The sequence below is a fragment of the Xylophilus sp. GW821-FHT01B05 genome (assembly GCA_038961845.1).
Classification (GTDB): domain Bacteria; phylum Pseudomonadota; class Gammaproteobacteria; order Burkholderiales; family Burkholderiaceae_C; genus Xylophilus.
On sequence record CP152408.1, the window covers coordinates 1020001 to 1041204 of the forward strand.

Sequence of the window (21204 nt, forward strand, 5' to 3'; positions counted from 1 at the left end):
TTCTCGTGAGGGGTTTACCAGCGGGCGCCGAAGCTGCTGCGCAACTCGGCCAGTTGGGCGTCGTCCAGCGGCGCGGCGCGTTGGCCGTTCAACTGCCAGAGCCGGGCGGTTTCTTCCAGCTCTTCCAGCACGGCCATGGCGGCGGCGGGCGTGTCGTGCCAGACGTTCGGGCCCAGCCGCGCCAGCATGGCCGCGCGGATCGGCGTGCCGCGCTCGCCGTAGCGGGTAATGGCCTCGGCCACGCGCTGGGCCGCTTCAGGTGCACCGGGGCGGTGGTAGGGAATGAGCGGCACATGGCCGACCTTCATCACGAAGTAGGGTGTGAGCGCGGGCAGCAGCTCTGCATCGCTGCCGTGCAAGGTCAGTGCCACGCAGTGCGTGCTGTGGGTGTGGATCACGCAGGCCGTGTGCGCGTCGAACTTGCGCGCGGCCGCGTAGATGCGCGTGTGCAGCGCGATGGTCTTGCTGGCGCGGTCGCCGCCGGTCTGCTGGCCTTGCGCATCGAGCCTTGCCAGGCGCGCCGGGTCGAGGAAGCCGAGGCACGCATCGGTCGGCGTGATGAGGAAGCCGTCGTCCAGCCGCACGCTGATGTTGCCGGCGGTGGCGTGCACGTAGCCGCGCTCGAACAGGCTGCGGCCGATGCGGCAGATTTCTTCTCGGGCTTGGGTTTCGTTCATGTCGATTTCTTGTTGTGCGTTGTGTTGTGTTCGGGGCGTGTGCACAGAGCACCGGGTACTCTGTGCACAGTAAGCGCCGTCATCGTGCCGGCCGATCAACCGCTGCGTCCATCGAGCACGCCGTCGGCGTGAGCGCGCGCCGAACTCAACGGCTGCGGATTTCATCCAAGCACTGTAAATGCCTTGGTAAAGAAGTCGTCACTGCCGAAGTTTCCGGACTTCAGCGCGATGTGCACACCTGCGCCCTGCGCGGCTTCGGCGCGCGCATGGCACCACGGCACGCCGGGGTCGATCTGCGGGCCGATCTGCATCTGTGCGATACCCAGCGCCTGCACGCATGCGCCCGAGGTTTCGCCGCCGGCCACCACCAGTTGATGCGCACCGCGTTCGACCAGGCCACGCGCGATGGCGGCGATGCTGCGTTCGACCATCGCGCCGGCCTCGTCCACGCCGAGGCGGCCCTGCACCGATTTCACGGCGCCCGCTTCGGCGGTGGAATAGACGAGTACCGGCCCCTTGTCGAGCAAGGGCGCGGCCCAGGCCAGCGCTTCGGCGGCGACGTCCACGCCCGCCGCGATGCGCAGCGGATCGATGGCCAGCGCCGCACCGCCGCGCTGGATGAAGTCGAGCACCTGGCGGTTGGTTGCGAGCGAACAACTGCCAGACACCACCGCCTTGTGGCCACCGGCCGCAGGCAATGCGCTGGCCTGCGACGAAGGCGCGAGGCCGAAGTTGGCCGGCAGGCCGATGGCCACTCCGGAGCCTGCCGTGAGCAAGGGCATCTTCGCGAGCGCCGGGCCCATGCGCAGCAGGTCGTCGTTCGACACTGCATCGACGATAGCGATGGAGACGCCCTCGCTCTTCAACTGTGCAATGCGCTCATCGATGGCTGCCGCGCCGCGCGCCACTACCGTGTGATCGATCAGCCCCACCTTGCGCTTGCACTGCGCCTGCAGCACGCGCACCAGGTTGGCGTCGGTCATGGGCGTGAGCGGGTGGTGCTGCATGCCGCTTTCGTTCAGCAGCACATCGCCCGCGAACAGGTAGCCCTTGAACACGGTGCGCTTGTTGTCGGGGAAGGCGGGCGTGGCGATGGTGAAGTCGCAGTTCAGTGCGTCCATCAGCGCCTCGGTCACGGGGCCGATGTTGCCCTGCGGCGTGCTGTCGAAGGTGGAGCAGTACTTGAAGTAGATCTGTTGTGCGCCCTGGGCCTGCAGCCAGCGCAGGGCTTCGAGTGATTGGGCGATGGCCTCAGCGGGCGCGATGGTGCGTGACTTGAGGGCGACGACGACGGCATCCACATCCGCATCCAGCGGCCTCTCGGGCACGCCTATGGTCTGCACCACGCGCATGCCCGCGCGCACCAGGTTGTTGGCCAGGTCAGTGGCCCCGGTGAAATCGTCGGCGATGCAGCCGAGCAGGAGTTTTGTCATGGCTCAGCCCTTCACCGGCAGCTTCACGGCCGGCGCGTTCTCGCGCACGTAGTCGCGCAGGATGGCGTCAAAGCTCGCGTCGGCCCTCAGGCCCAGGGCCTCGGCGCGCGCCGCGTGGATGCGGCTGGGCCAACTGGTGATGATCTTCGCAATGGCGGCGTCGGGTTCCCAGTCGATCAGGCTGGCGGCCTCTTGGCCCGCGATGCGCTCAAGTGCCTGCGCCATCTCGCGCACCGTGGTCGTCAGCGCGGGCAGGTTGATGGCGGTGCGTGCACCCCATTCGGTGGCGCTGGCGGTGGCTGCACGGATCAGGCCTGCGACCGTGTTGCCGGGCGAGGCCAGCGCTACCGGCGTGTCGGGCGGCACCGGGCAGCGCGTGCGTACGCCCGCCAGCGGCTCGCGCAGCATGCCGCTCAGAAAGCTGGAGGCCGCGCCATTGGGCCGGCCCGGGCGCACCGACACCGTCATGAGCCGCACGTTGCGGCCCTGCACAAAACCCTTGCGCGTGAAATCGGCCACCAGTTGTTCGCCGATGAATTTCTGGATGCCGTAGCTGTTCTGCGGTGTCGGCAGCGTGGTGTCTTCGATCACGGCGGGCAGGCGCTGCTCGGGCGAATCGCCAAACACCGCGACCGAGCTGGAGAACACGAACACCGGCGCCTGGCCCGCGCGCCGCGCGGCTTCGAGCAGGCCGCGCGTGGCGTCGAGGTTGCTGCGCATGCCAAGGTCGAAGTCGGCCTCGCACTCGCCGCTGACGGCGGCCGCAAGGTGGAACACCAGCGCGGTGCCGGCCGCTGGAAGCTGGCCAGCATCGATCAGCGCGTTGAGGTCGCCGGCCACGAAGGCGATGCGCGGGTCTGCCGCCAGGTCATCGGGCGGCGGGGCGCGGTCGGCCAGCGTGATGCGCGTGATCGGCAGCGCCGGCGCGCCGCACAGCGACAGCGTGCCCTGTGCCAGCAGGCTGCGCGCCAGGCGCACGCCGAGGAAGCCGCAGCCTCCGGTGATGAGGATGTCCATGGGTGCTCCTTCAGGCCTTCTGTGGCAGCTCGATGCCCGGGAAGATCTTGATCACGGCGCTGTCGTCCTCGCGCGCAAAACCGGCGGTGGACGCCTGCATGAACATCTGGTGCGCGGTCGACGACAGCGGCAGCGGGAACTTGCTGGAGCGTGCCATGTCCAGCACCAGGCCCAGGTCCTTCACGAAGATATCCACCGCCGACAGCGGCGTGTAGTCGCCAGCCAGCACGTGGGCCATGCGGTTCTCGAACATCCAGCTGTTGCCCGCGCTGTGGGTGATGACCTCGTACAGCGCAGCGGGCTCCACGCCTTCGCGCAGGCCCAGCGCCATGGCCTCGGCTGCGGCGGCAATGTGCACGCCGGCCAGCAACTGGTTGATGACCTTGACCTTGCTGCCCGCGCCAGCCTGGTCGCCCAGGCGGTAGACCTTGGCGGCCATGGCGTCGAGCACCGCGCCGGCCTGCGCGTAGGCGGCGGGCGTGCCCGAAGTCATCATCGTCATCTCGCCGCTGGCGGCCTTGGCGGCGCCGCCAGAGATGGGCGCGTCGAGGTACAAAATGCCCAGCGCGGCGAGCCGGGCCTCCAGCGCCACCGACCAGGCCGGATCAACCGTGGAGCACATCACGAACACGCTGCCCGGTTGCATGGCCGCCGCGCAGCCCTGCTCGCCAAACAGCACGGCCTCGGTCTGCGCCGCGTTCACCACCACCGACACCACCACCGCGCAGCCCGCGGCCAGTTCCGCGGGCGACGCGCAGGCCGTGCCGCCGTCACGCGCAAAGGCCTCGGCGGCTTCGGTGCGCACGTCGAACACGCGCACGGCATGGCCGGCGCGCCGCAGCGACCGCGCCATGCCCGCGCCCATGGCGCCCAGGCCTATCAGTCCAATGGTGGGAAGAGGGGCAGTCATGCAGGAAATCCTTGGAAACGATACAGAAAGAGAAGCGGGCGCCGCAGCTTAGCGATTGACCAGTTGCCGGGGCGTCAGCCACACCAGCAGGGCGCCGACCAGCAGCGAGGCTGCCAGCACATACATGCCGATCTGCGTGCTGCCGGTGGCGTCCTTGAGGTAGCCAATCAGGTAGGGGCTCACAAAGCCGGCCAGGTTGCCGACCGAATTGATCGCCGCGATGCCGGCTGCCGCTGCGGTGCCCGACAGGAAGGCGGTAGGCAGCGACCAGAAGAGCGGCGCGCAGGTCAGCACGCCGGCCGCGGCCAGCGACAGGAACAGCAGCGAAATGGCGGTGTTGTGCGAGAACGAAGCCGCTGCGGTGAAACCCACCGCGCCCATCAGCGCAGGGATGATCAGGTGCCAGCGGCGCTCGCGCCGCTGGTCGGCGCTGCGGCCGAACAGGTTCATGGCCACGATGGCGCAAATGAACGGAATCGCGCTCAGCAGGCCGATCTGCAGGTTGCCGGTCACACCGGTGGCCTTCACCAGCGTGGGCAGCCAGAAGGTCAACGCGTACTGGCCCATGACAAAGGCGAAGTAGATGGCCGCCATCCACCAGATGCGGCTGTCGCGGAACACGCCCATGACCGAGTGCGGGCCCTTCTTGCCGTGCTGCTGGTCGAGCTCGATCTCGCGGGCCAGCAGGCGCTTTTCGTCGGCGTCCAGCCATTTGGCCTGCTGGATGCTGTTGTCCAGGTAGAACAGCACCACCACGCCGATCAGCAGCGCCGGGGCGGCCTCGATCAGGAACATCCACTGCCAGCCGCTGAGCGCACCGGTGCCGTGGAAGGCATCCATGATCCAGCCCGACAAGGGGTTGCCGAAGATGCCCGCCACCGGTATGGCCGACATGAACACCGCGATGATCCGGGCGCGCCGGTGGGCCGGGTACCAGTAGGTCAGGTAGAGGATCACGCCAGGGTAGAAGCCGGCCTCGGCCGCGCCCAGCAGGAAGCGCAGGATATAGAAGCTGGTGGGCGTCTTCACGAACATGAAGCAGGCCGACAGCAGGCCCCAGGTGATCATGATCCGCGCGATCCAGATGCGCGCGCCGACCTTGGTCATCAGCAGGTTGCTGGGCACCTCGAACAAAAAGTAGCCCAGGAAGAAGATACCGGCGCCAAGCCCGAACACCGTCTCGCTGAAGGCCAGGTCCTGCGCCATCTGCAGCTTGGCGAAGCCCACGTTCACCCGGTCCAGGTAGGCGATCACGTAGCACAGCATCAGGAAGGGCACGATGCGCCAGAACACCTTGCCGTAGGCACGCCGTGCCAGATCGTGGTCGCCAGCGGGGATGCCGGCCAGGATGGAGGAGGTCATGCGTTGTCTCTTTAGGTGGTTTTGGGGTGATGCATTTGCCGCGCGGTGCCAGGCCATGTGGCGCTGAACGTGGACACCCGCCCATGGCGTTTGCGCCGGCATTGCCTATGGCCCGCGCCGTCGACGCAATCTCTATAAATTCCTATAGTGATGTGGTCATCATACAAATTTAGGCGTAAAAATGACCTGCGGGTTTTCCCGGTAGTGGTGGTGTTGGCGGGGCTGACGGCGTGGCGCCGGCCGTGGCACTGCCCCTGGCCGCCCGGATGCAGTCAGGCCTGGGCGCCGCCGCCCCAAAGGGAGAAATCAGCCGCCGGGTGGGCGGGTGGTCAAGGCGCGGGCCAGGGCTTCACCCTCTTGTGACCAAAACGCCGGGTCGGCCTGCTCTATGCGCTGTATGGCGTTGCGCATGTGCTGGGCGGCGGCCTCGCGCGCCAGCTCGGGCTCGCGGTCGGCGATGGCCTGCACGATCTGCGCGTGCTCTTCGCTTACCGCGCGGGCAAAGTCCACGCGCCGCGCCTCGTTGGCGCGCGTGACCCGGGTGGCGCCGTGCAGGAACTGGCCCAGGTAGTCCAGCGTGCCCATCAGGAAGGGGTTGCGCGCCGCCTCGGCAATGGCGCGGTGAAAGCGCACGTCCTCGTCCACGCCGTCCTTGCCGGCGGCCACGGCCTTGTTCAGCGCGGCGATGCAGCGCCGGATCTCCTGCAGGTCGGCCGCGCTGCGGCGTTCTGCCGCCAGGGCCGCCACCTCGGATTCGAGCGCGCGGCGCACCTCCACCATCTGCACCACGGCTTCGCGCGAGCTGGCATGGCGGGCATCGAAGTTCAGCGGCTGGAAGCCCGCTGCCTGTACATAGACGCCGCTGCCCTGGCGCGACTCCACCAGGCCCAGCGACTTCAGCCGCGACACAGCCTCGCGCACCACCGTGCGGCTCACGCCGAACTGCTCGGCCAGCGCCACCTCGGTCGGCAGGCGCTCGCCAGCGGCGATGCGGCCCGCCTGCACCTCGGCCGCCAGCGCGTCGGCCACCCGGTCGGACAGGCGCGCGCCGGGTACAAGAGACTGAAAGCGGGAAACGGTCATACGGTATGGGGCTCGAAATTCATCGTACGACTCTACCCCGGTCACGGGCCCTAAAACGCATCGCTTTCGAGGTCTTGTGATCTGCTCAGTAGTTCTCGTGTCTTGCTGACGGCGGGAGCCGGGCCAAGCGCAGCGATGGCCCGTGTGGTTGCCCCGCAGCGAAGCGCAGGGGACGCAGCACGTGGGGTCGCCTTCTCTTTGGTGACTTTCTCTTGGCGACCACAAGAGAAAGTTACTCGCCCGCCGGGGCGAACTCCCGGCACCCGCCGCCTGCAAGGCAAGGAGCGCAGGGATATCTCAAAGACCTTGAAAGGGATGGCCCTAAAACGTCGCCTGCGGCAGATCCTTGGTGGTGAAAACCAGCGATACCTTGGAGTCGTCCGGGATCGGTGGCAGGGTGGCATCCCAGGCATCCCAGGCGGCACGCAGCTCGGCCAGGCGCGCGGGCTCGCGCTCGCGCAGGTTGGCGCGCTCGCGCGGGTCCTCTGCAACGTTGAAGAGATATTCCACGCCCTCCACCTGCAGGTACTTCCAGTCGCCGCGCACCAGCGCGCGCTGGGCCCGGTGCTTCATGCGCCAGCACAGGTCGCGCTCGGGCATCCACTGCGGCTCGGCCAGCAGCGGCAGCAGGCTGTGGCCGTCCAGCGGGTAGTCGGCGGCGGCCTGTGCGCCTGCGGCTTCCAGGAAGGTGGCGGTCCAGTCCATGGTCAGGTTGGGCGTGTCGCTGACGCCGCCAGCGGCGATGCGCGCCGGCCAGCGCGCCACCAATGGCACGCGTATGCCGCCTTCCAGCAAATCCATCTTCTGGCCGACGAAGGGCCAGTTGTTGGAGAAGCGCTCGCCGCCGTTGTCGCTGGTAAATACCACCAGCGTGTTGTCGGCCAGGCCTTTCTTCTCCAATGCATCCAGCACCCAGCCAATGCCCTCGTCCATGTGGTGGATCATGCGTTGGTAGATAGCGAGCGAGCCGCCGTCGGTGTGCTTGCCAAAGCCGCCAATGCGCAGGGATTCTTCCCGGTCGTCGCGCGTGAGCCAGGGCCAGTGCGGTGCGCTGTAGTGCAGGCTCAGCAGAAAGGGCTTGTCGGCGGATTGGCGCTCGACGAAGTCGGCCGCGCGGCGGCTCAGCAGGTCGGTGAGGTAGCCGTCTTCCTCGATCGCGGTCTCGTTCTCCCAGAAATCCGGCCGGCCGCGCGGGTCGCAATGGGCAAAGTAGTCGGCACCGCCTGCATGGAAACCATAGAACTCGTCGTAGCCCGACTTGCGCGGGCCGAAATGCGGCGGGTAACCCAGGTGCCACTTGCCCACCAGCGCCGTGGCGTAGCCGGCTGCGCGCAGCAGGGAGGGGAGCGTGGGGTGCTCTGGCGGCAGGCCCAGGATCTTGTCGCCATGGGCGCTGGCCAGCGGCTCTTCCGCCGCGCCGCGCAGCCGGTACTGCCAGCGGCCGGTGATCAGCGCAAAGCGCGTGGGCGAGCACACCGCCGAATTGGAATAGCCGCGCGTAAAGCGCAGCCCGTCCGCCGCCAGTTGGTCCAGCCGGGGGGACACATCGACCGGCTGGCTCAGCGCATCGCGTGCGCCAGTACAGCCCAGGTCGGCATAGCCGATGTCATCGGCCAGGATGAAGATCAGATTGGGTCTTTGCATAGCTGAAGGATAAGAGCAGACGGTCGCCGGTCAGCCAAGCTTGAATGCTGCACCGAGCCCCTTGCTCGCTGCTGCCGCCCTTTGCTGCAGCGGACACAGATGGTCGGCGGTGTGGCCGTTACGGGCCGAAACGTTTACCGATAAAGCCGTTCCCCCGTTACGTAACGGCAGGCCTCAACGGCCCCTGAAAACCGGCGCTTGCGCCGCCCGCATTTGCGATCGATAGCGGGATTCTTCATATGAATCAAGTGCTTGCGGCTTTGTGCCGGGCTTGGCACAGGAGGCCGTCCGGGCCGGCACACAAGTTGCCCTTTGTATCCGTATCACGCCCCTGCCTGTCGTTTCGACGGGCCCGCGTGGGTCACCACTTTCAAAGGAAAGCATCATGGATAACGCATCCTCTGCCGGCGGCGCAGTTCTCTCAAGCAGCCAGGTAGCGCCCGTGGTTGTGGCGCAAACGGTACCGGCTTCAGCGGCGGGTGTTGCGGCACCCGCTGTTGCCAGCGGGCCTATCGGGACCCTATCGAATGCAACGCCCGGGGTGGCGATTGTGCGCAATGGTGTCCATATCCCGGTCGAGGGCAGCCAGGCCTTGCAGATCGGTGACCGTGTCATCGTGCCTGACGGCGGCAAGGCCAATGTGGTGTTTCCCGGTTCAGCCGCCAACCAGGCGCCGCTGACGGGCGTGTTCACCGGCGGCACCGACGCAACCATTGGTGCGACCCGACTGCCTGGCGGCCTTGAGCAGGTCAATGTGGATCTTGCGTCAGGCAACCTGGAGGTCACCCCACCTGATGACGACGGAGGTGCCGCAGCACTCGCCGTGACCAAGAAGCTGGCACCCGCCGCTGGTGGTGGCCTGGGCCTGGGCGAATTCGCCCTTGGCGCTCTTGGCGCGGCAGGCTTGGTTGCGGCACTCAATAACAGCGGCGGTAGCGATTCGGGTGTGCCAGGGGGAGGCCAGAACGAAGGGGATGCAGACGCCGATGCAGACGCCGATGCGGATGCGGATGCCGACGCCGATGCCGATGCCGATGCGGATGCCGATGCCGATGCCGATGCCGATGCCGATGCGGATGCCGATGCCGATGCGGATGCGGATGCAGACGCGGATGCAGACGCAGACGCAGACGCCGATGCAGATGCAGACGCAGACGCAGACGCAGACGCAGACGCAGACGCAGACGCCGATGCCGATGCCGATGCAGATGCAGATGCCGACGCCGATGCCGATGCAGATGCAGATGCAGATGCAGATGCCGACGCCGATGCCGATGCAGATGCAGATGCAGATGCAGATGCCGACGCAGACGCCGATGCAGATGCAGACGCAGACGCAGACGCAGACGCAGACGCCGATGGCGACGGCCTGCTAACCCCCACCGGCACGCTGGTGAACAACCTGGTGAACATTTTGAACGGTGGGTCTGCATCCAGCAGCCCTGCCGCAGACACCGTCAGGACGGCCAGCGCGGCCGAGGCCAATCCCCCGTTGCTGAGCGGGATCCTGAGCGAGCTGGGTCTGGGTACCGCGCTGGTTCCGGTCGCCGCAACGGTCGGGGTCGTCATAGACCTGGGCAACAACTTGCTCGCGCCGCTGACGGGCGGCGTCTTCAAGCCTGACAACCCCAATGCCCTGGACCCCGTGGACAACCTGGTGGGCCACGTCACCGATACGGCGGGCGGCTTGCTCAGCCCCCTGGTGGATGGCTTGCTGGGCCAGGGCGCCACCAATGCCTTGCTGGCGCCGGTGCTGGGCCAGGTTGATTACCTGACCGATGGTGTGAACCACCTGCTTGGCCTGCTCGGGCTCACCCCGGTCAGCGAACTGGTGGGCGGACTGGTTGGCGGCTTGACCGGCGGCCTGCTGAACGGCAATCCAGGCACCGGCGACAGCGTGCTGGCGCCGGTGAACACCGTGGTCGACAGCGTGGTCGGCCTGCTGAACAGCGGCCCCCTCGGCGACCTGGGCCTGGGCACGGCGCTGGCACCGGTCACGGGCCTGGTCGGGCAGGTCACGGACCTGGCCAATGGCTTGCTAAGCCCGGTGCTGGGCAGCGACTTCGCGGTTGACCATCCCAATGCACTTGACCCTGTGGATGGCCTTGTCGGCAATGTCATCGATACCGCCAGCGGGCTGCTGGCCCCGGTGGTCGATGGCCTGCTTGGACAGGGCGCCACCGGTGCTCTGCTGACCCCGGTCATGACCCAGGTCGATTACCTGACCGATGGCCTGGCGCATGTGTTGACGGGCGATGGCCTGGGTGGGCTGCTTACGCCGGTGACGGGCCTTTTGGGCGGCACTGGGCTTGACGGCTTGCTGGCGCCTGTGACGGGTCTGTTGGGTGGCGATGGCCTCGACGGGCTGCTGGCCCCCGTAACAGGCTTGCTGGGCGGCGACGGCCTGGATGGCCTGCTGGCTCCGGTGACTGGATTGTTGGGCGGCGACGGCCTTGACGGTCTGCTGGCGCCCGTGACGGGGCTGCTTGGCGGCACGGGGCTCGATGGCTTGCTGGCGCCTGTGACCGGCCTGTTGGGTGGTGATGGCCTGGACGGGTTGCTGGCACCGGTCACGGGTTTGCTCGGCGGGGACACCGGTGGCCTGTTGGCGCCCATCACCGGCCTGCTGGGTGGCGAAGGCACGGGTGGCCTGCTGGCACCCGTAACCGGTCTGCTGGGCGGCGACGGCCTGGATGGCCTACTGGCGCCAGTCACGGGCCTGCTGGGCGGCGACACAGGCGGTCTGTTGGCGCCCATCACCGGCTTGCTGGGCGGTGAAGGCGCGGGTGGCTTGCTGGCGCCAGTCACGGGCCTGCTGGGTGGCGAAGGCACGGGCGGTCTGCTGGCGCCAGTGACGGGCTTGCTGAGCGGCGAGGGCCTGGGTGGCCTGCTGGCACCTATTACGGGTCTGCTGGGTGGCGAAGGCACGGGTGGTTTGCTGGCCCCGGTGACGGGTCTGCTGGGTGGAGACACTGGTGGCCTGCTGGCACCTGTCTCGGGTCTGCTGGGTGGCGAAGGCACGGGTGGCTTGCTGGCCCCGGTCACGGGTCTGCTCGGCGGCGAAGGCACTAGCGGCCTGCTGGCACCAGTGACCGGCGTGTTGAGCGGCGAGGGCCTGGGCGGCCTGCTGGGGTCTGTGACGGATCTGCTGAACGGGACCGCTGGCACAGTCGGCGGCGTAGTGGCTCCGGTCACCGGGTTGCTGGGGAACGTGCTCACGCCGGTGCCAGAACTCATCAGCAGTTCGATCGAACCCGGTGGCTCGCTTGCTCCAGTGACCGGGCTGCTGGGCGGCGTCACCTCCACCGCCGGCAGCGTCGCCGCCGGCGTGGGCAGTGTGCTGGCTCCAGTGGGCGATCTGCTGAGTTCGGTGAGTGACACGCTGGCCCCGGTATCGAGCCTGCTTGGCGCCGGGCAGGGGACATCGGGCAGTTCGTTGCTGGGCGCCGTGGGCAACCTGCTGGGCGGCCTGCATCACTGACTGACTGGGGCGGTGCTGCCGGCCCTGGCGCCGGCACCCGTCCCGCAAGGAGAACACCATGACAAGCACTCTGTTTTCACTCACCTGCCGGGGCAGCTTGGTGCTGGCCTCCCTGACGCTGGCGGCCTGCGGTGTCGTCAGCCGTGGGGGCGAGCGCAGTACCGAGTACTACTACTCCAACCAACGCGCTGCGGCCGGTTCATCGACCGCGCCCGCGGTCGTGACGCGCAGCGCGTCGGCACCGGCAGCGCAGAACGGTCCGGCCGGCGTCTCCCGGATCGTCTACTTCGATTTCGACAAGTCCGTGGTCAAGCCCGAGTACCGCGATGTCGTGCGTGCGCACGCCGACTATCTGCGCGCCGCGCCACAGAGCAGCGTCGTGCTGGAAGGCAACACCGATGACCGCGGTGGCCGCGAATACAACCTTGCGCTGGGCCAGCGCCGGGCGGATGCGGTGCGCCAGTCCCTGGTGCTGCTGGGGGTGTCTGACCGGCAGATCGAGGCCGTGAGCTTCGGCATGGAAAAACCCGCATCCACCCTGCGAACGGAAGAGGGCTATGGGCTGAACCGACGTGTGGAGTTCCGCTACCCCTGAACGCTCCGATTCCCAATCCCTCTCCTGATGACGGGACCGCCATGACCTTGTCCGACCAACTCGACCAATGCCGCGCGGCCTTGGTGCCGTGCAGCACGCAACTGGACGCGCCCGGTGTGGCATTTGTCCTGTTCTTCTCCGTCAGCGATGGCGAGCACCGAGCCGAGGTGTTCCATGTGCGCGAGGACAGCTTCGACGCGGCCTGGCTGGCCGGCGTGCAGCGGCTGCGCCAGCGTTGGGGGGCGGCGCTGGCCGGGCGCAAATCCCTGTGGCTGCGGGTCGACGCGGTGGAGCGTGTGCAGCAGCTCGACTGGGCCCATTTCACGGCCCAGTTGGCGCTCACCAAGCGCAATTACTTCCGCTGGGGCCTGGCCCTGGACGCCGGTTTCAAAGAGGCGTTCACCGAGCAGGAGCTCAATGCCAACGCCATGCTCTATGGCGGCAGCGAGGTCGAGCACGCCGTGGTGCACCCGCGCAATTTCGGGCGCTATGCGCAGCAGCGCTTCGAGAACGATCCCGACGTGGCGAAGTTCGCGCCCGACCGGCCGGTCTTCCTGTTTGCCACCCGCAGCGTGTACTGCGGGCCGCAGGACCATGCGGCGGTGCGCCTCGTTGGCACCGGGCTGGGAGCGGGCCGGCGCATGGCTGCAGCCATGACGGCGCAGGACGCCCATGGGCTGGTGGAGAGCGGCGCACGCTACCTGGCGCGGCAGGTGCTGCCGCAAGGGCGTTTCACCTATGGCTGGTTTCCCTGCTTCGGCCGGCCCATATCAGGCTACAACAGCCTGCGCCATGCCAGCTCCGTCTATTCCATGGTCGAGGCCTGGGAGCTGACGCGTGACCAGGAACTGCTCGACGCCATCGAACGTGCGCTGGCCTATCTGGTCGAGACGCTGATACAGGTACGCACCCTGCCCGATGGCCAAAGTGCCGCGTTCCTGATCGACGTGGGCGACGAGATAAAGCTCGGCGGCAACGCCTCCTGCGTATTCGCCCTGGCCCGCTACTGCGAAGCCACGGGCACGCGGCGCTACCTGCCGCTGCTGGAGCAATTGGCCGTCGGCATGCTGCACATGCAGGACCCGACGACCGGGGGGTTCGTCCACGTGCTGAACGCTGGCGACCTGTCGGTGAAGCAGGAATTCCGCATCATCTACTACGACGGCGAGGCCGCGTTCGGGCTGATGCGCCTCTATGGCCTGACGCATGACCCGCGCTGGCTGTCGGCGGTGGAGCGGGCGTTTGACTACTTCATTGCCAAGGAGCACTGGCGCGCGCATGATCACTGGCTGAGCTACTGCGTCAACGAACTGACCATGTACCGTCCAGAGGAACGTTATTTCCGCTTCGGCATCCAGAACGTGGCTGACCACCTGGACTTCGTGCTGGCGCGGCAGACCACCTTCCCCACGCTGCTGGAGCTGATGATGGCTGCCCAGAAAATGATTGCGCGGCTGGGCAGCATGCCGGCCCTGCAGCACGTTCTGGCCGGCCTGGACATGGAGAAGTTCCTGCGGGCGCTGCACCACCGGGCCAACTGCCTGCTCAACGGCTTCTTCTGGCCCGAAGTGGCGATGTACTTCGACAAGCCGTCACGCGTCGTCGGCTCCTTCTTCATTCGCCACCACGCCTTCCGGGTGCGCATCGACGACGTCGAGCATCACATCTCCGGGCTGGCGGCCTACGGCCGCTTCCTGCAGTCGCAATCACAACCGGCACAGCAGCAGGTGCTGGACGCGGCCATTGCGTCGCGCCCGGCGCTTGACGTGCCGGCGCGTGCGCGCGTGGTCTGGGGTGGCGACGTCAACCTGGGCCGGCGCCTGCATTTCCGCCTGCGCGAACTCGGCGGCGCCCGCCAGATGCTGGGCCATCTTGCCGTGCTGCGCGAGGCCGACATGCGCATCGTCAACCTCGAATGCGTGGTCGCCACAGAGGGCGAACAGGGCGCGGACAAGGGCGAGGGCGGTCCCTACTACTACCGGGCGCGCCCCGAGATGCTGGCCGTACTGACAGAAGCCGCCATCGACGTCGTGACCACTGCCAACAACCACAGCGGCGACTACGGGCCACAGGCCCTGATGGAGCAGCGCACGCTGCTGGCCGCCGCCGGCATCGCGCAAGCGGGCAGCGGCAGCTCGTGGGACGAGGCCTGCGCGCCGGTGGTGCGCGTGGCCGCGGGCGTGCGCGTCGCCGTGTTCTCGCTCGATGCCACCCAGCCCCAGTTCGCGGCGGACCAGGACCACGCCGGCACCGCCTGGCTGGCGCCCGAAGACCCCGCCGCATGGCACAAGGCGTTGGCACCGCGGATCGCGGCCGCGCGGCGCCAGGCCCATGTGGTGCTGGTGGCCGTCCATTGGGGCGCCAACCTGGCCGCGGCGCCCAACGCGCAGACCGTGGCGCTGGGGCACGCCATCATCGACGCTGGCGCCGACGCGGTGCTGGGCGCCTCGGCGCACGTGCTGCAGGGCATAGAGATCTACCGCAGCCGGCCCATCCTGTACGACGCCGGAGACCTGCTGTTCGACGCCGTGCGCACCGGCCTGGCCGACGGCGGCGTGTTCACGCTGGAACTCACGCCGCAAGGGGTCGAGAACGTGATCTTCACGCCCATCGGCGTGGGCTATGGCTTCAGCCAGTCCCTGGACGGGGAACGGGCCAGGGACGCCGCATCCGACTTTGCCGGCAAGTGCCTGGCATTGGGAACCGTGGTGTCGCTGCTGCCCGGTGGCCGCTGCGCTGTTGCCCTGACGCCGCCGGCCCGGCCGGTGCCGATCACCGTCGGGCCGGCGCCAGTCTGCATTCCGCCCATGGCGCTGCGCCGCGCCGCGCTGCAGCCGCCGCCGTGCCGCACAGTGCGCGCGCAGTGGCAGGCCGCAGAAGTCCCGGAAGACGCGCGCATCACCCCGGTGCAGGTCGGGCCGCTGCGGCTGCTCGGGCTGCGCTGCTCGCCCGAGCAGCTCAAGCGGCGCGAGATGCTCTGGATCGAATCCTTCTGGTCGTCGGATACCGCGCTGCCGCAGGACCTGCGCCTGCAGTTCCGTGCCATACCCGCGCGCAGCCGCAGCATGCCGGCCTGGGGCGAGGGCATGGACCACGACCCCTGCGACTGGATGTGGCCCACCAGCCGCTGGGAGCCCGGCGTGGTCTACCGCGACCGCTACGGCCTGCGTCCGCCGCCGGCCTCGCGGCTGGAGAGCGACGTGCTGCGGCTGGAGGTGCGGGTGCTGGGTGAGGGCGTAAGCGCCACGCCGGTGCTGCTGCCGCTGTGGTACGGCCTGCGCGTGCCAGCACCGGCCGCCGCCGCCATGCCGGCGCAGGCACGCAGCGAGCCGCCCGGCCACACCTGGACCGCCGCGCAACTGCAGCAGGCAACAGGTGGCCGCTGGCTGGTGCAGCCCCCGGAAGACTGGTATGTGCGCTCCGTGGTGCGCGGCCCCTCGCACATTGCCATGCTGCCCGGCCCGACCCTGTTCGTGGCCTCCGACTACCGCACGCTGGCCGCGCATGAGGCCTACCGCCACCCCAAGGCGCTGACCTGGGACCGGCACCGCGACCTGATCCGGCTGCAGGACCAACTGGCAGGCGCCATCGTCGCGCGGCCGGTGGAAGGGCTCGATGCCCGCTTCCCGCTGCTGCAGGTAGAAGACCCGATCACCGCCATGATCGCGCTCGGCCTGACCGCGCGCGAGCGCTTCCGCGGCAAGGTCGCGGCCGTCACCGGCACGGCGGGCAAGTCCTCCACCGTGGCCATATTGCGCACCATCCTGCCGGAGCGTGCCAGGGTGCTATCGACCATCGACAACTACAACTCCCGTGTCGGCGTGCCAGCCATGCTGGCCAGCCTGGCCGCAGACGACGACGCCTGCATTCTCGAGATGGCGCAGAGCTCCCTGTGGATGAACGCCGGGCCCATATCGCTGCAGGCGCGGCCGCACGTCGCCATCCTGACCGAGGTCGATCTGTCGCAGACCGGCGCGGCCGCTACGCTGCAGCGCACCGCAGAATTCAAGTCCCGCATCTTCCTGGGGCTTGAGCCGGGCGGTACGGCGGTCTTCGGCGAGCACATCCCGTACTTCGACGCCGTCAAGCGCGCAGCGCAGCGCACCGCCGGCCAGATACTGGTGGTCGGCAGCTCACCGCAGGCCTCGGTACGCCTGCTCGAGGTGCAGTCGCAAGGCCAGGGCTACCACGTGCGGCTGTCGCTGCAGGGGCGCACGCTGGCCTATGAACTGCCGGTGCCCTCCATGGCCATGGTGCGCAATTCCGCCCTGGCGCTGGCCGCTGCCCATGCCATGGGCTACGACGCCGCAGCCGCCTGCGCGCGCATGGCACTGGTACACACACCGCCTTCGGTGCTGGAGCGGCTGGAGGTCTGCACGCGCAAAGGCGTGCACGCCACCGTGATCGACGACAGCTGGAACGCAGAAGTGCTGTCCATGCGCAATGCCATCGACTACGCCCGGCAGTACGAAGAACACTTTGGCCAGCGGGTCAACCGCAAGATCGCCATCCTGGGCCGCATCGTCAACCTGGGCGACGACGCAGCGGCGCTGCACCGCGGGCTGGCGCGGCCCCTGCTGGATGGCGGCATCCAGCACCTGGTGACGCACGGCGCCGAAATGCGCTGGCTGCGCGAAGAAATGCCGGCCGAAACCCTGGGCCCGCACTTCGATACCGCGCCTGACCTGGTGCGCTACGTCGACGACTTCATCCGCGACGGTGACCTGGTGCTGGTCAAGGGCGACCGCGTGGATTCCGACTTTGGCGAGATCGCCGGCCTCTTGCAGAGGCTCTGAAAGACCCGCGCCATGCGCCGCAGCACACTGTTCTCTGCACTGCTGGCGCTCACCTGTGTTGCCTTTGCCCAGCGCAGCATGCCGCCGGCAGAGGTGGCCACGGATACGCTGGAGTGGAACCGCCCGGCCAATCGCGCCACCTGCCCCGACAGCCCGACCTACCTGTGGGTGCAAAGCCGCAGCGGGCCGGCCTGCATCCGCTATTTCGCCAGCGAGGGCCTGCAGCAGGCGCCAGTGGTCATCGTGCAGTTCTCGGGCGATCGGGACGACCTGATGGACCTGCCGCCCACGCAGATACCCGGCAACACCATCGCCGCGCGGCTGCGCGATGCCCAGCGCAGCTACGAGCGCGCCGGCGTGCCCTGGGTGTTTGTCGCGCGGCCCGGCACCTATGGCTCCTCGGGCGACCACCGCGCCCGCCGGCAGGAGTCCGAGGCACTGGCGATGGACGCCGCCGTCACCGCGCTCATGGAGCGCCAGGGCATTGGCCGCGTCGTGCTGCTCGGGCACAGCGGCGGCGCCACGGTGGCCGCCTCGATATTGACGCACGGCCGCACTGGCGTGGCCTGTGCCGTGCTGACCTCGGGCGCCTACTCGCTGCTGGAGCGCGCCCGCATGCTGGGCCGCTCGCGCGGTGGCCGCACCGACACCACCGGCAGCACCAATTTCTACGACCCGCTGGACCACATCGACGGCGTGGCCAAAGACCCGGCGCGCCAGATCTTGGTGATCGGCAACCGTGACGACCGCAACACGCCCTTCGCGCTGCAAGAGAAGTTCGCGCGCGCCTTGATGGCCGCAGGTCATCAGGTCGTCGTCATGACCCATGCCGCCGAGCCACCGGAATTCCACGATCTGAAGGACCTCATCGGACCGCGCATGGCGTCCGTATGCGCCCGTCAGAACCTGTCTGCGGAATCCACCGCAATCCCTCCCAGAGGAGCCACGCCATGATCAAATTCCTGCTTCCCCGACAGCTCGTGGCGGACCGTCCAGCGCCGCCCGAGTCCGGCGCTTGCGGTGATGCGGTGGGCGTAGCGTTCCGCACCGCCTACCCGACGCTGGTGCGCGCGGCCTGGTGGTCGGTGCCCATCAGCATCTTCGGCCTGCTGCCGGCGATCTTCACGCTGCAGATCTACGAGCGCGTCATCTACCGCAGCGGCTTTGCCACCCTGGCGGCCATGATCGCCGGCATCTTCTGCGTGCTGGCGACCGAGTTCTGGATGCGCACCCGCCGCTCCCGCCGCCTGCGCGACGCGGGCGCCACCATTGACCATGGCGTGTCCAACGCGCTGATGCAGTCCATGCTCAAGCGGCCACTGCGCATGCTTGAGGCGCGCCCCGCCTCGGCCTGGTTTGCGCTGTTCCGCGATGTCGGGGCGGTGCGTGGCACGGTCACCGGCGGGCTGATGCTGTCCATCTTCGACTTGCCCATGGCCTTCTTCGCGCTGGTGCTGATCGGCATCGTGGCCTTGCCCGTGCTGCCGGTGGTGCTGGCCTTCATGGGCGTGCTGACCTTCCTGGCGTGGTGGTGGGCCGACGAAGTGCGCGCCGGCCGGGTCGAGGAAACCGGCCGTGGCCGCGACCTGGACCGCACCACTGCGGAAATCTGCCGCGCCCGCGAAACCCTGAAGACGCTCGCCCATGACGAGCCCACGGTGCGCGTCTGGCGCGAAACCTACGACATCTGGCTGGCCGAGAGCTTTCGCAAGAACGGCCAGATCGAGCGCGCCCGGGAATCCGCCACGGTGCTGCTCACGGTGTTCTCCGTCGTGGTCCTGTCGGTCGGCGCCGTCGCCGTACTTGAGCAGTGGATGACGGTCGGCAGCATGATCGCGGCCAACATGCTGGCCGCCAAGGCCTTGTCGCCCGTGGCCGGGCTGGCCTCCAACTGGCGTGCGCTGGCAGCCGCCTCGGAAGCCGCCAGCCGCCTCGAGAAGGTGCTGCAAGAGCCGCTCGAGCGCGAGCCCACCGGTGTGAAGCTGCCGCAGCCCAAGGGCCATGTCCGGCTCGAAGGCGTGGGCTTCCACTATGCCGGCGCGCCGCACCCGGTGCTGAAGGAAGTCGACCTGGAAATGGGCCCCGGCGGCCTGCACGCCATCGTCGGGCGCAACGGCTCGGGCAAGTCGACGCTGGCCCGGCTGATCGGCGGCCTCTACACGCCCGACCAAGGCAAGGTGCGGCTCGATGAGTACGACATCGCCCAGTTCTCGCGCGAGGAACTGGCCGAGTGGATCAGCACCCTGTCCCAGGAGGTCTACTGGTTCGGCGGCGAGCTGATCGAGGCCCTGCGCCGCGCTGCGCCGCAGCAGAACGACGAGCAGATCGTTGCCGCCTGCCGGCTCTCCGGCGCGCACGAATTCATCTCGCGCCTGCCTGCGGGTTATCGCACCGTGGTGGGCGAAGGCGGCGCCGGCCTGTCGGTCGGTGAGCGCCGCAAGCTTGCGCTCGCGCAACTGTTCCTGCGCAGCCCCTCGGTGCTGCTGCTCGATGAGCCCAGCAACGACCTCGACTTCCAGAGCGAATCGGGCCTGCTGGCCGCGCTGGCCGCCGTCGCGCGCTACCGCACGGTCGTGGTCGTCACCCATTCGTTACGCATTGTGTCAATGGCCCAGCGCGTCTACCATGTAACCGGGAACGGGGATGTAGAGCAGGGCACGCCTGCGGTCATGGTGCCGCGCCTCTTTGGCGTCAAGGCACCGGCCGTGCCGGCGTCGGCGGCACCGGTGACCGAAGCCCCCGAGCCCGAAGCCGAGCCTGCGGTCGCCGTGCCGCGCGCCGTCAACGAAAGGACCTTCCATGGCTGATGCGCTTGCTTCACCGCCTCCGGGGCGACCGGTGGACCTGCCTGGCGTGCTGCGTCCCGGTGAAGCAGCGGGGCCTGCGCCCGCCACGGGCTCCTTCCTGCATCGCCTGTGGCAAACGCGCGGCCCCTGGCTGATGTGGGGTGGCGTGGCGCTGCTGGCGCTGATCGGCCTGCTGTACCCGGTAGAGAGCGTGGTGGTGTCGCCAGGCCGTGTCATCCCCTCTGACCGTGTGAAGAGCGTCCAGCATCTGGAAGGCGGCATCGTCAACGCCGTGCTGGTCAAGGAAGGCGACCGCGTGCGCCGTGGCCAGACCCTGGTGGAAATCGACCTGGGCGGCACCGGCCTCAACCTTGAAGAACTCACCGCGCGCCACGCCGCCCTGCTGGCCACGCGCAGCCGGCTCACGGCAGAGAGCCTGGGCCGGCCGCTCTCGCGCTCGGTCTTCCCCGTTGGCACCGACGAGGCCGTGATTGCTGCCGAGCGCGGCGCCTACGAAGCCCGCTCGCTGGAACAGCGCGGCGTGATGGCGGGCACCACATCTGCCTACGAGCAGGCGCGCAGCCGCCAGATCGAGCAGCAGACCAAGGTGCTGGGCCTGCAAGAGCGCCTGGCGCTCTACGAGCGTGAAATGCAGATATCCGAGCAACTGCTCAGCGAGAAACTGGTGGGCCAGATCGAGGTGCTGGAGAAACGCCGCCAGATGGAATCAGTGCGCAGCGACCTCGCCGTGGCGCGCCAGGGCGTGGTGTCTGCCGCCGCTGCCATCACCGAGGCCAGCGCCAAGTCGGCCGAGGCCGAGGGCCGCTACCGGCGCCGCGCATCAGACGAGCTGTCGGCCCTGGAGCGCCAGCTCGCCAGCGTCAACGAAGACCTCTCGCGCGCCCGCACCCAGCGCTCGCGCACCGAGGTCAAGGCGCCGTCCGACGGCATCGTCAAAGGCCTGCGCAACTCCAGCTCGGGCTGGGTGGTCAAGCCCGGCGAGCCCATCATGGAGATCGTGCCCGACGAAGAGCAGATCATGATCGAAGCCAAGCTGAGCCCCAACGACCGTGGCTTTGTCACTGTCGGCCAGCCGGCGCGGGTCAAGATATCGGCCTACGACTTCCTGCGCTACGGCGCGGTCGATGGCCATGTCACCCTGGTGGCGGCCGACGCAGACCGCGACGCTTCGGTGCCCAACTCGGCCACCTACTACCGGGTACTGGTGAGCACCGCGCAAGCCTATGTCGGCCGGCCCGAGAACCGCATCACCGCCGGCATGGAGGCCGAGATCGACCTCAAGGTCGGCTCAGACCCCTTCATCTGGCACATGTTGCGGCCAGTGCTCAAGTTGCAACGCGAAGCCTTCCGGGAGCCATGATGCGCGGTGGAGCCAGCTGTATTCCTTCTCGCCTTTGCG

At 68.4% G+C, this 21204-nt stretch carries 13 protein-coding genes; 6 read left to right on the forward strand and 7 right to left on the reverse strand.

What is annotated here, in order from left to right; genetic code table 11:
• Positions 1 to 14: 14 nt before the first annotated feature.
• From AAFF27_04880 to AAFF27_04910, 7 genes are all read right to left on the reverse strand, one after another.
• On the reverse strand, positions 15 to 677 hold the full coding sequence (locus AAFF27_04880; protein XAH24529.1) for an aldolase: 663 nt from the start codon (positions 675 to 677) through the stop codon (positions 15 to 17).
• A gap of 161 nt (positions 678 to 838) precedes the next feature.
• Entirely contained in the window at positions 839 to 2110 is a 1272-nt protein-coding gene (otnK, locus tag AAFF27_04885) for a 3-oxo-tetronate kinase (GenBank protein ID XAH24530.1), read from the reverse strand.
• Positions 2111 to 2113: 3 nt separating this feature from the next.
• Complete coding sequence (denD, locus tag AAFF27_04890) at positions 2114 to 3127, reverse strand: D-erythronate dehydrogenase (protein ID XAH24531.1); 1014 nt, start codon at positions 3125 to 3127, stop codon at positions 2114 to 2116.
• A 10-nt stretch (positions 3128 to 3137) separates the two neighbouring features.
• Complete coding sequence (gene ltnD, locus AAFF27_04895; GenBank protein XAH24532.1) at positions 3138 to 4037, reverse strand: L-threonate dehydrogenase; 900 nt, start codon at positions 4035 to 4037, stop codon at positions 3138 to 3140.
• Positions 4038 to 4085: 48 nt separating this feature from the next.
• On the reverse strand, positions 4086 to 5399 hold the full coding sequence (locus AAFF27_04900) for an MFS transporter (protein ID XAH24533.1): 1314 nt from the start codon (positions 5397 to 5399) through the stop codon (positions 4086 to 4088).
• A 306-nt stretch (positions 5400 to 5705) separates the two neighbouring features.
• The gene (locus AAFF27_04905) at positions 5706 to 6482 is read right to left on the reverse strand and encodes a FadR/GntR family transcriptional regulator (GenBank protein ID XAH24534.1); all 777 of its coding nucleotides are present in this window, start codon (positions 6480 to 6482) and stop codon (positions 5706 to 5708) included.
• A gap of 321 nt (positions 6483 to 6803) precedes the next feature.
• A complete protein-coding gene (locus AAFF27_04910; GenBank protein ID XAH24535.1) occupies positions 6804 to 8126 on the reverse strand; it encodes a sulfatase-like hydrolase/transferase in 1323 nt (440 codons plus the stop codon).
• A gap of 550 nt (positions 8127 to 8676) precedes the next feature.
• On the opposite strand from AAFF27_04910, the gene AAFF27_04915 reads away from it, so the two are divergent.
• From AAFF27_04915 to AAFF27_04940, 6 genes are read left to right on the forward strand one after another with little or no spacing between them, the layout of a single operon-like run.
• Positions 8677 to 11607, forward strand: coding sequence for a hypothetical protein (locus AAFF27_04915; GenBank protein XAH24536.1), 2931 nt, complete (start codon positions 8677 to 8679; stop codon positions 11605 to 11607).
• A 58-nt stretch (positions 11608 to 11665) separates the two neighbouring features.
• The gene (gene pal / locus AAFF27_04920; GenBank protein ID XAH24537.1) at positions 11666 to 12202 is read left to right on the forward strand and encodes a peptidoglycan-associated lipoprotein Pal; all 537 of its coding nucleotides are present in this window, start codon (positions 11666 to 11668) and stop codon (positions 12200 to 12202) included.
• Between the two features lie 41 nt (positions 12203 to 12243).
• Positions 12244 to 16998 carry a CapA family protein gene (locus tag AAFF27_04925; protein XAH24538.1) on the forward strand — a complete coding sequence of 1585 codons (4755 nt, stop codon included), beginning with the start codon at positions 12244 to 12246 and terminating at the stop codon, positions 16996 to 16998.
• 12 nt (positions 16999 to 17010) lie between these two features.
• Complete coding sequence (locus AAFF27_04930) at positions 17011 to 17952, forward strand: prolyl oligopeptidase family serine peptidase (protein ID XAH24539.1); 942 nt, start codon at positions 17011 to 17013, stop codon at positions 17950 to 17952.
• Positions 17949 to 19805 (forward strand): ATP-binding cassette domain-containing protein, encoded by a 1857-nt coding sequence (locus AAFF27_04935; protein XAH24540.1) that lies wholly within the window; start codon positions 17949 to 17951, stop codon positions 19803 to 19805. The genes AAFF27_04930 and AAFF27_04935 overlap by 4 nt, the downstream gene beginning before the upstream one ends.
• A complete protein-coding gene (locus tag AAFF27_04940) occupies positions 19798 to 21165 on the forward strand; it encodes an HlyD family type I secretion periplasmic adaptor subunit (protein XAH24541.1) in 1368 nt (455 codons plus the stop codon). The genes AAFF27_04935 and AAFF27_04940 overlap by 8 nt, the downstream gene beginning before the upstream one ends.
• Positions 21166 to 21204: the final 39 nt, after the last annotated feature.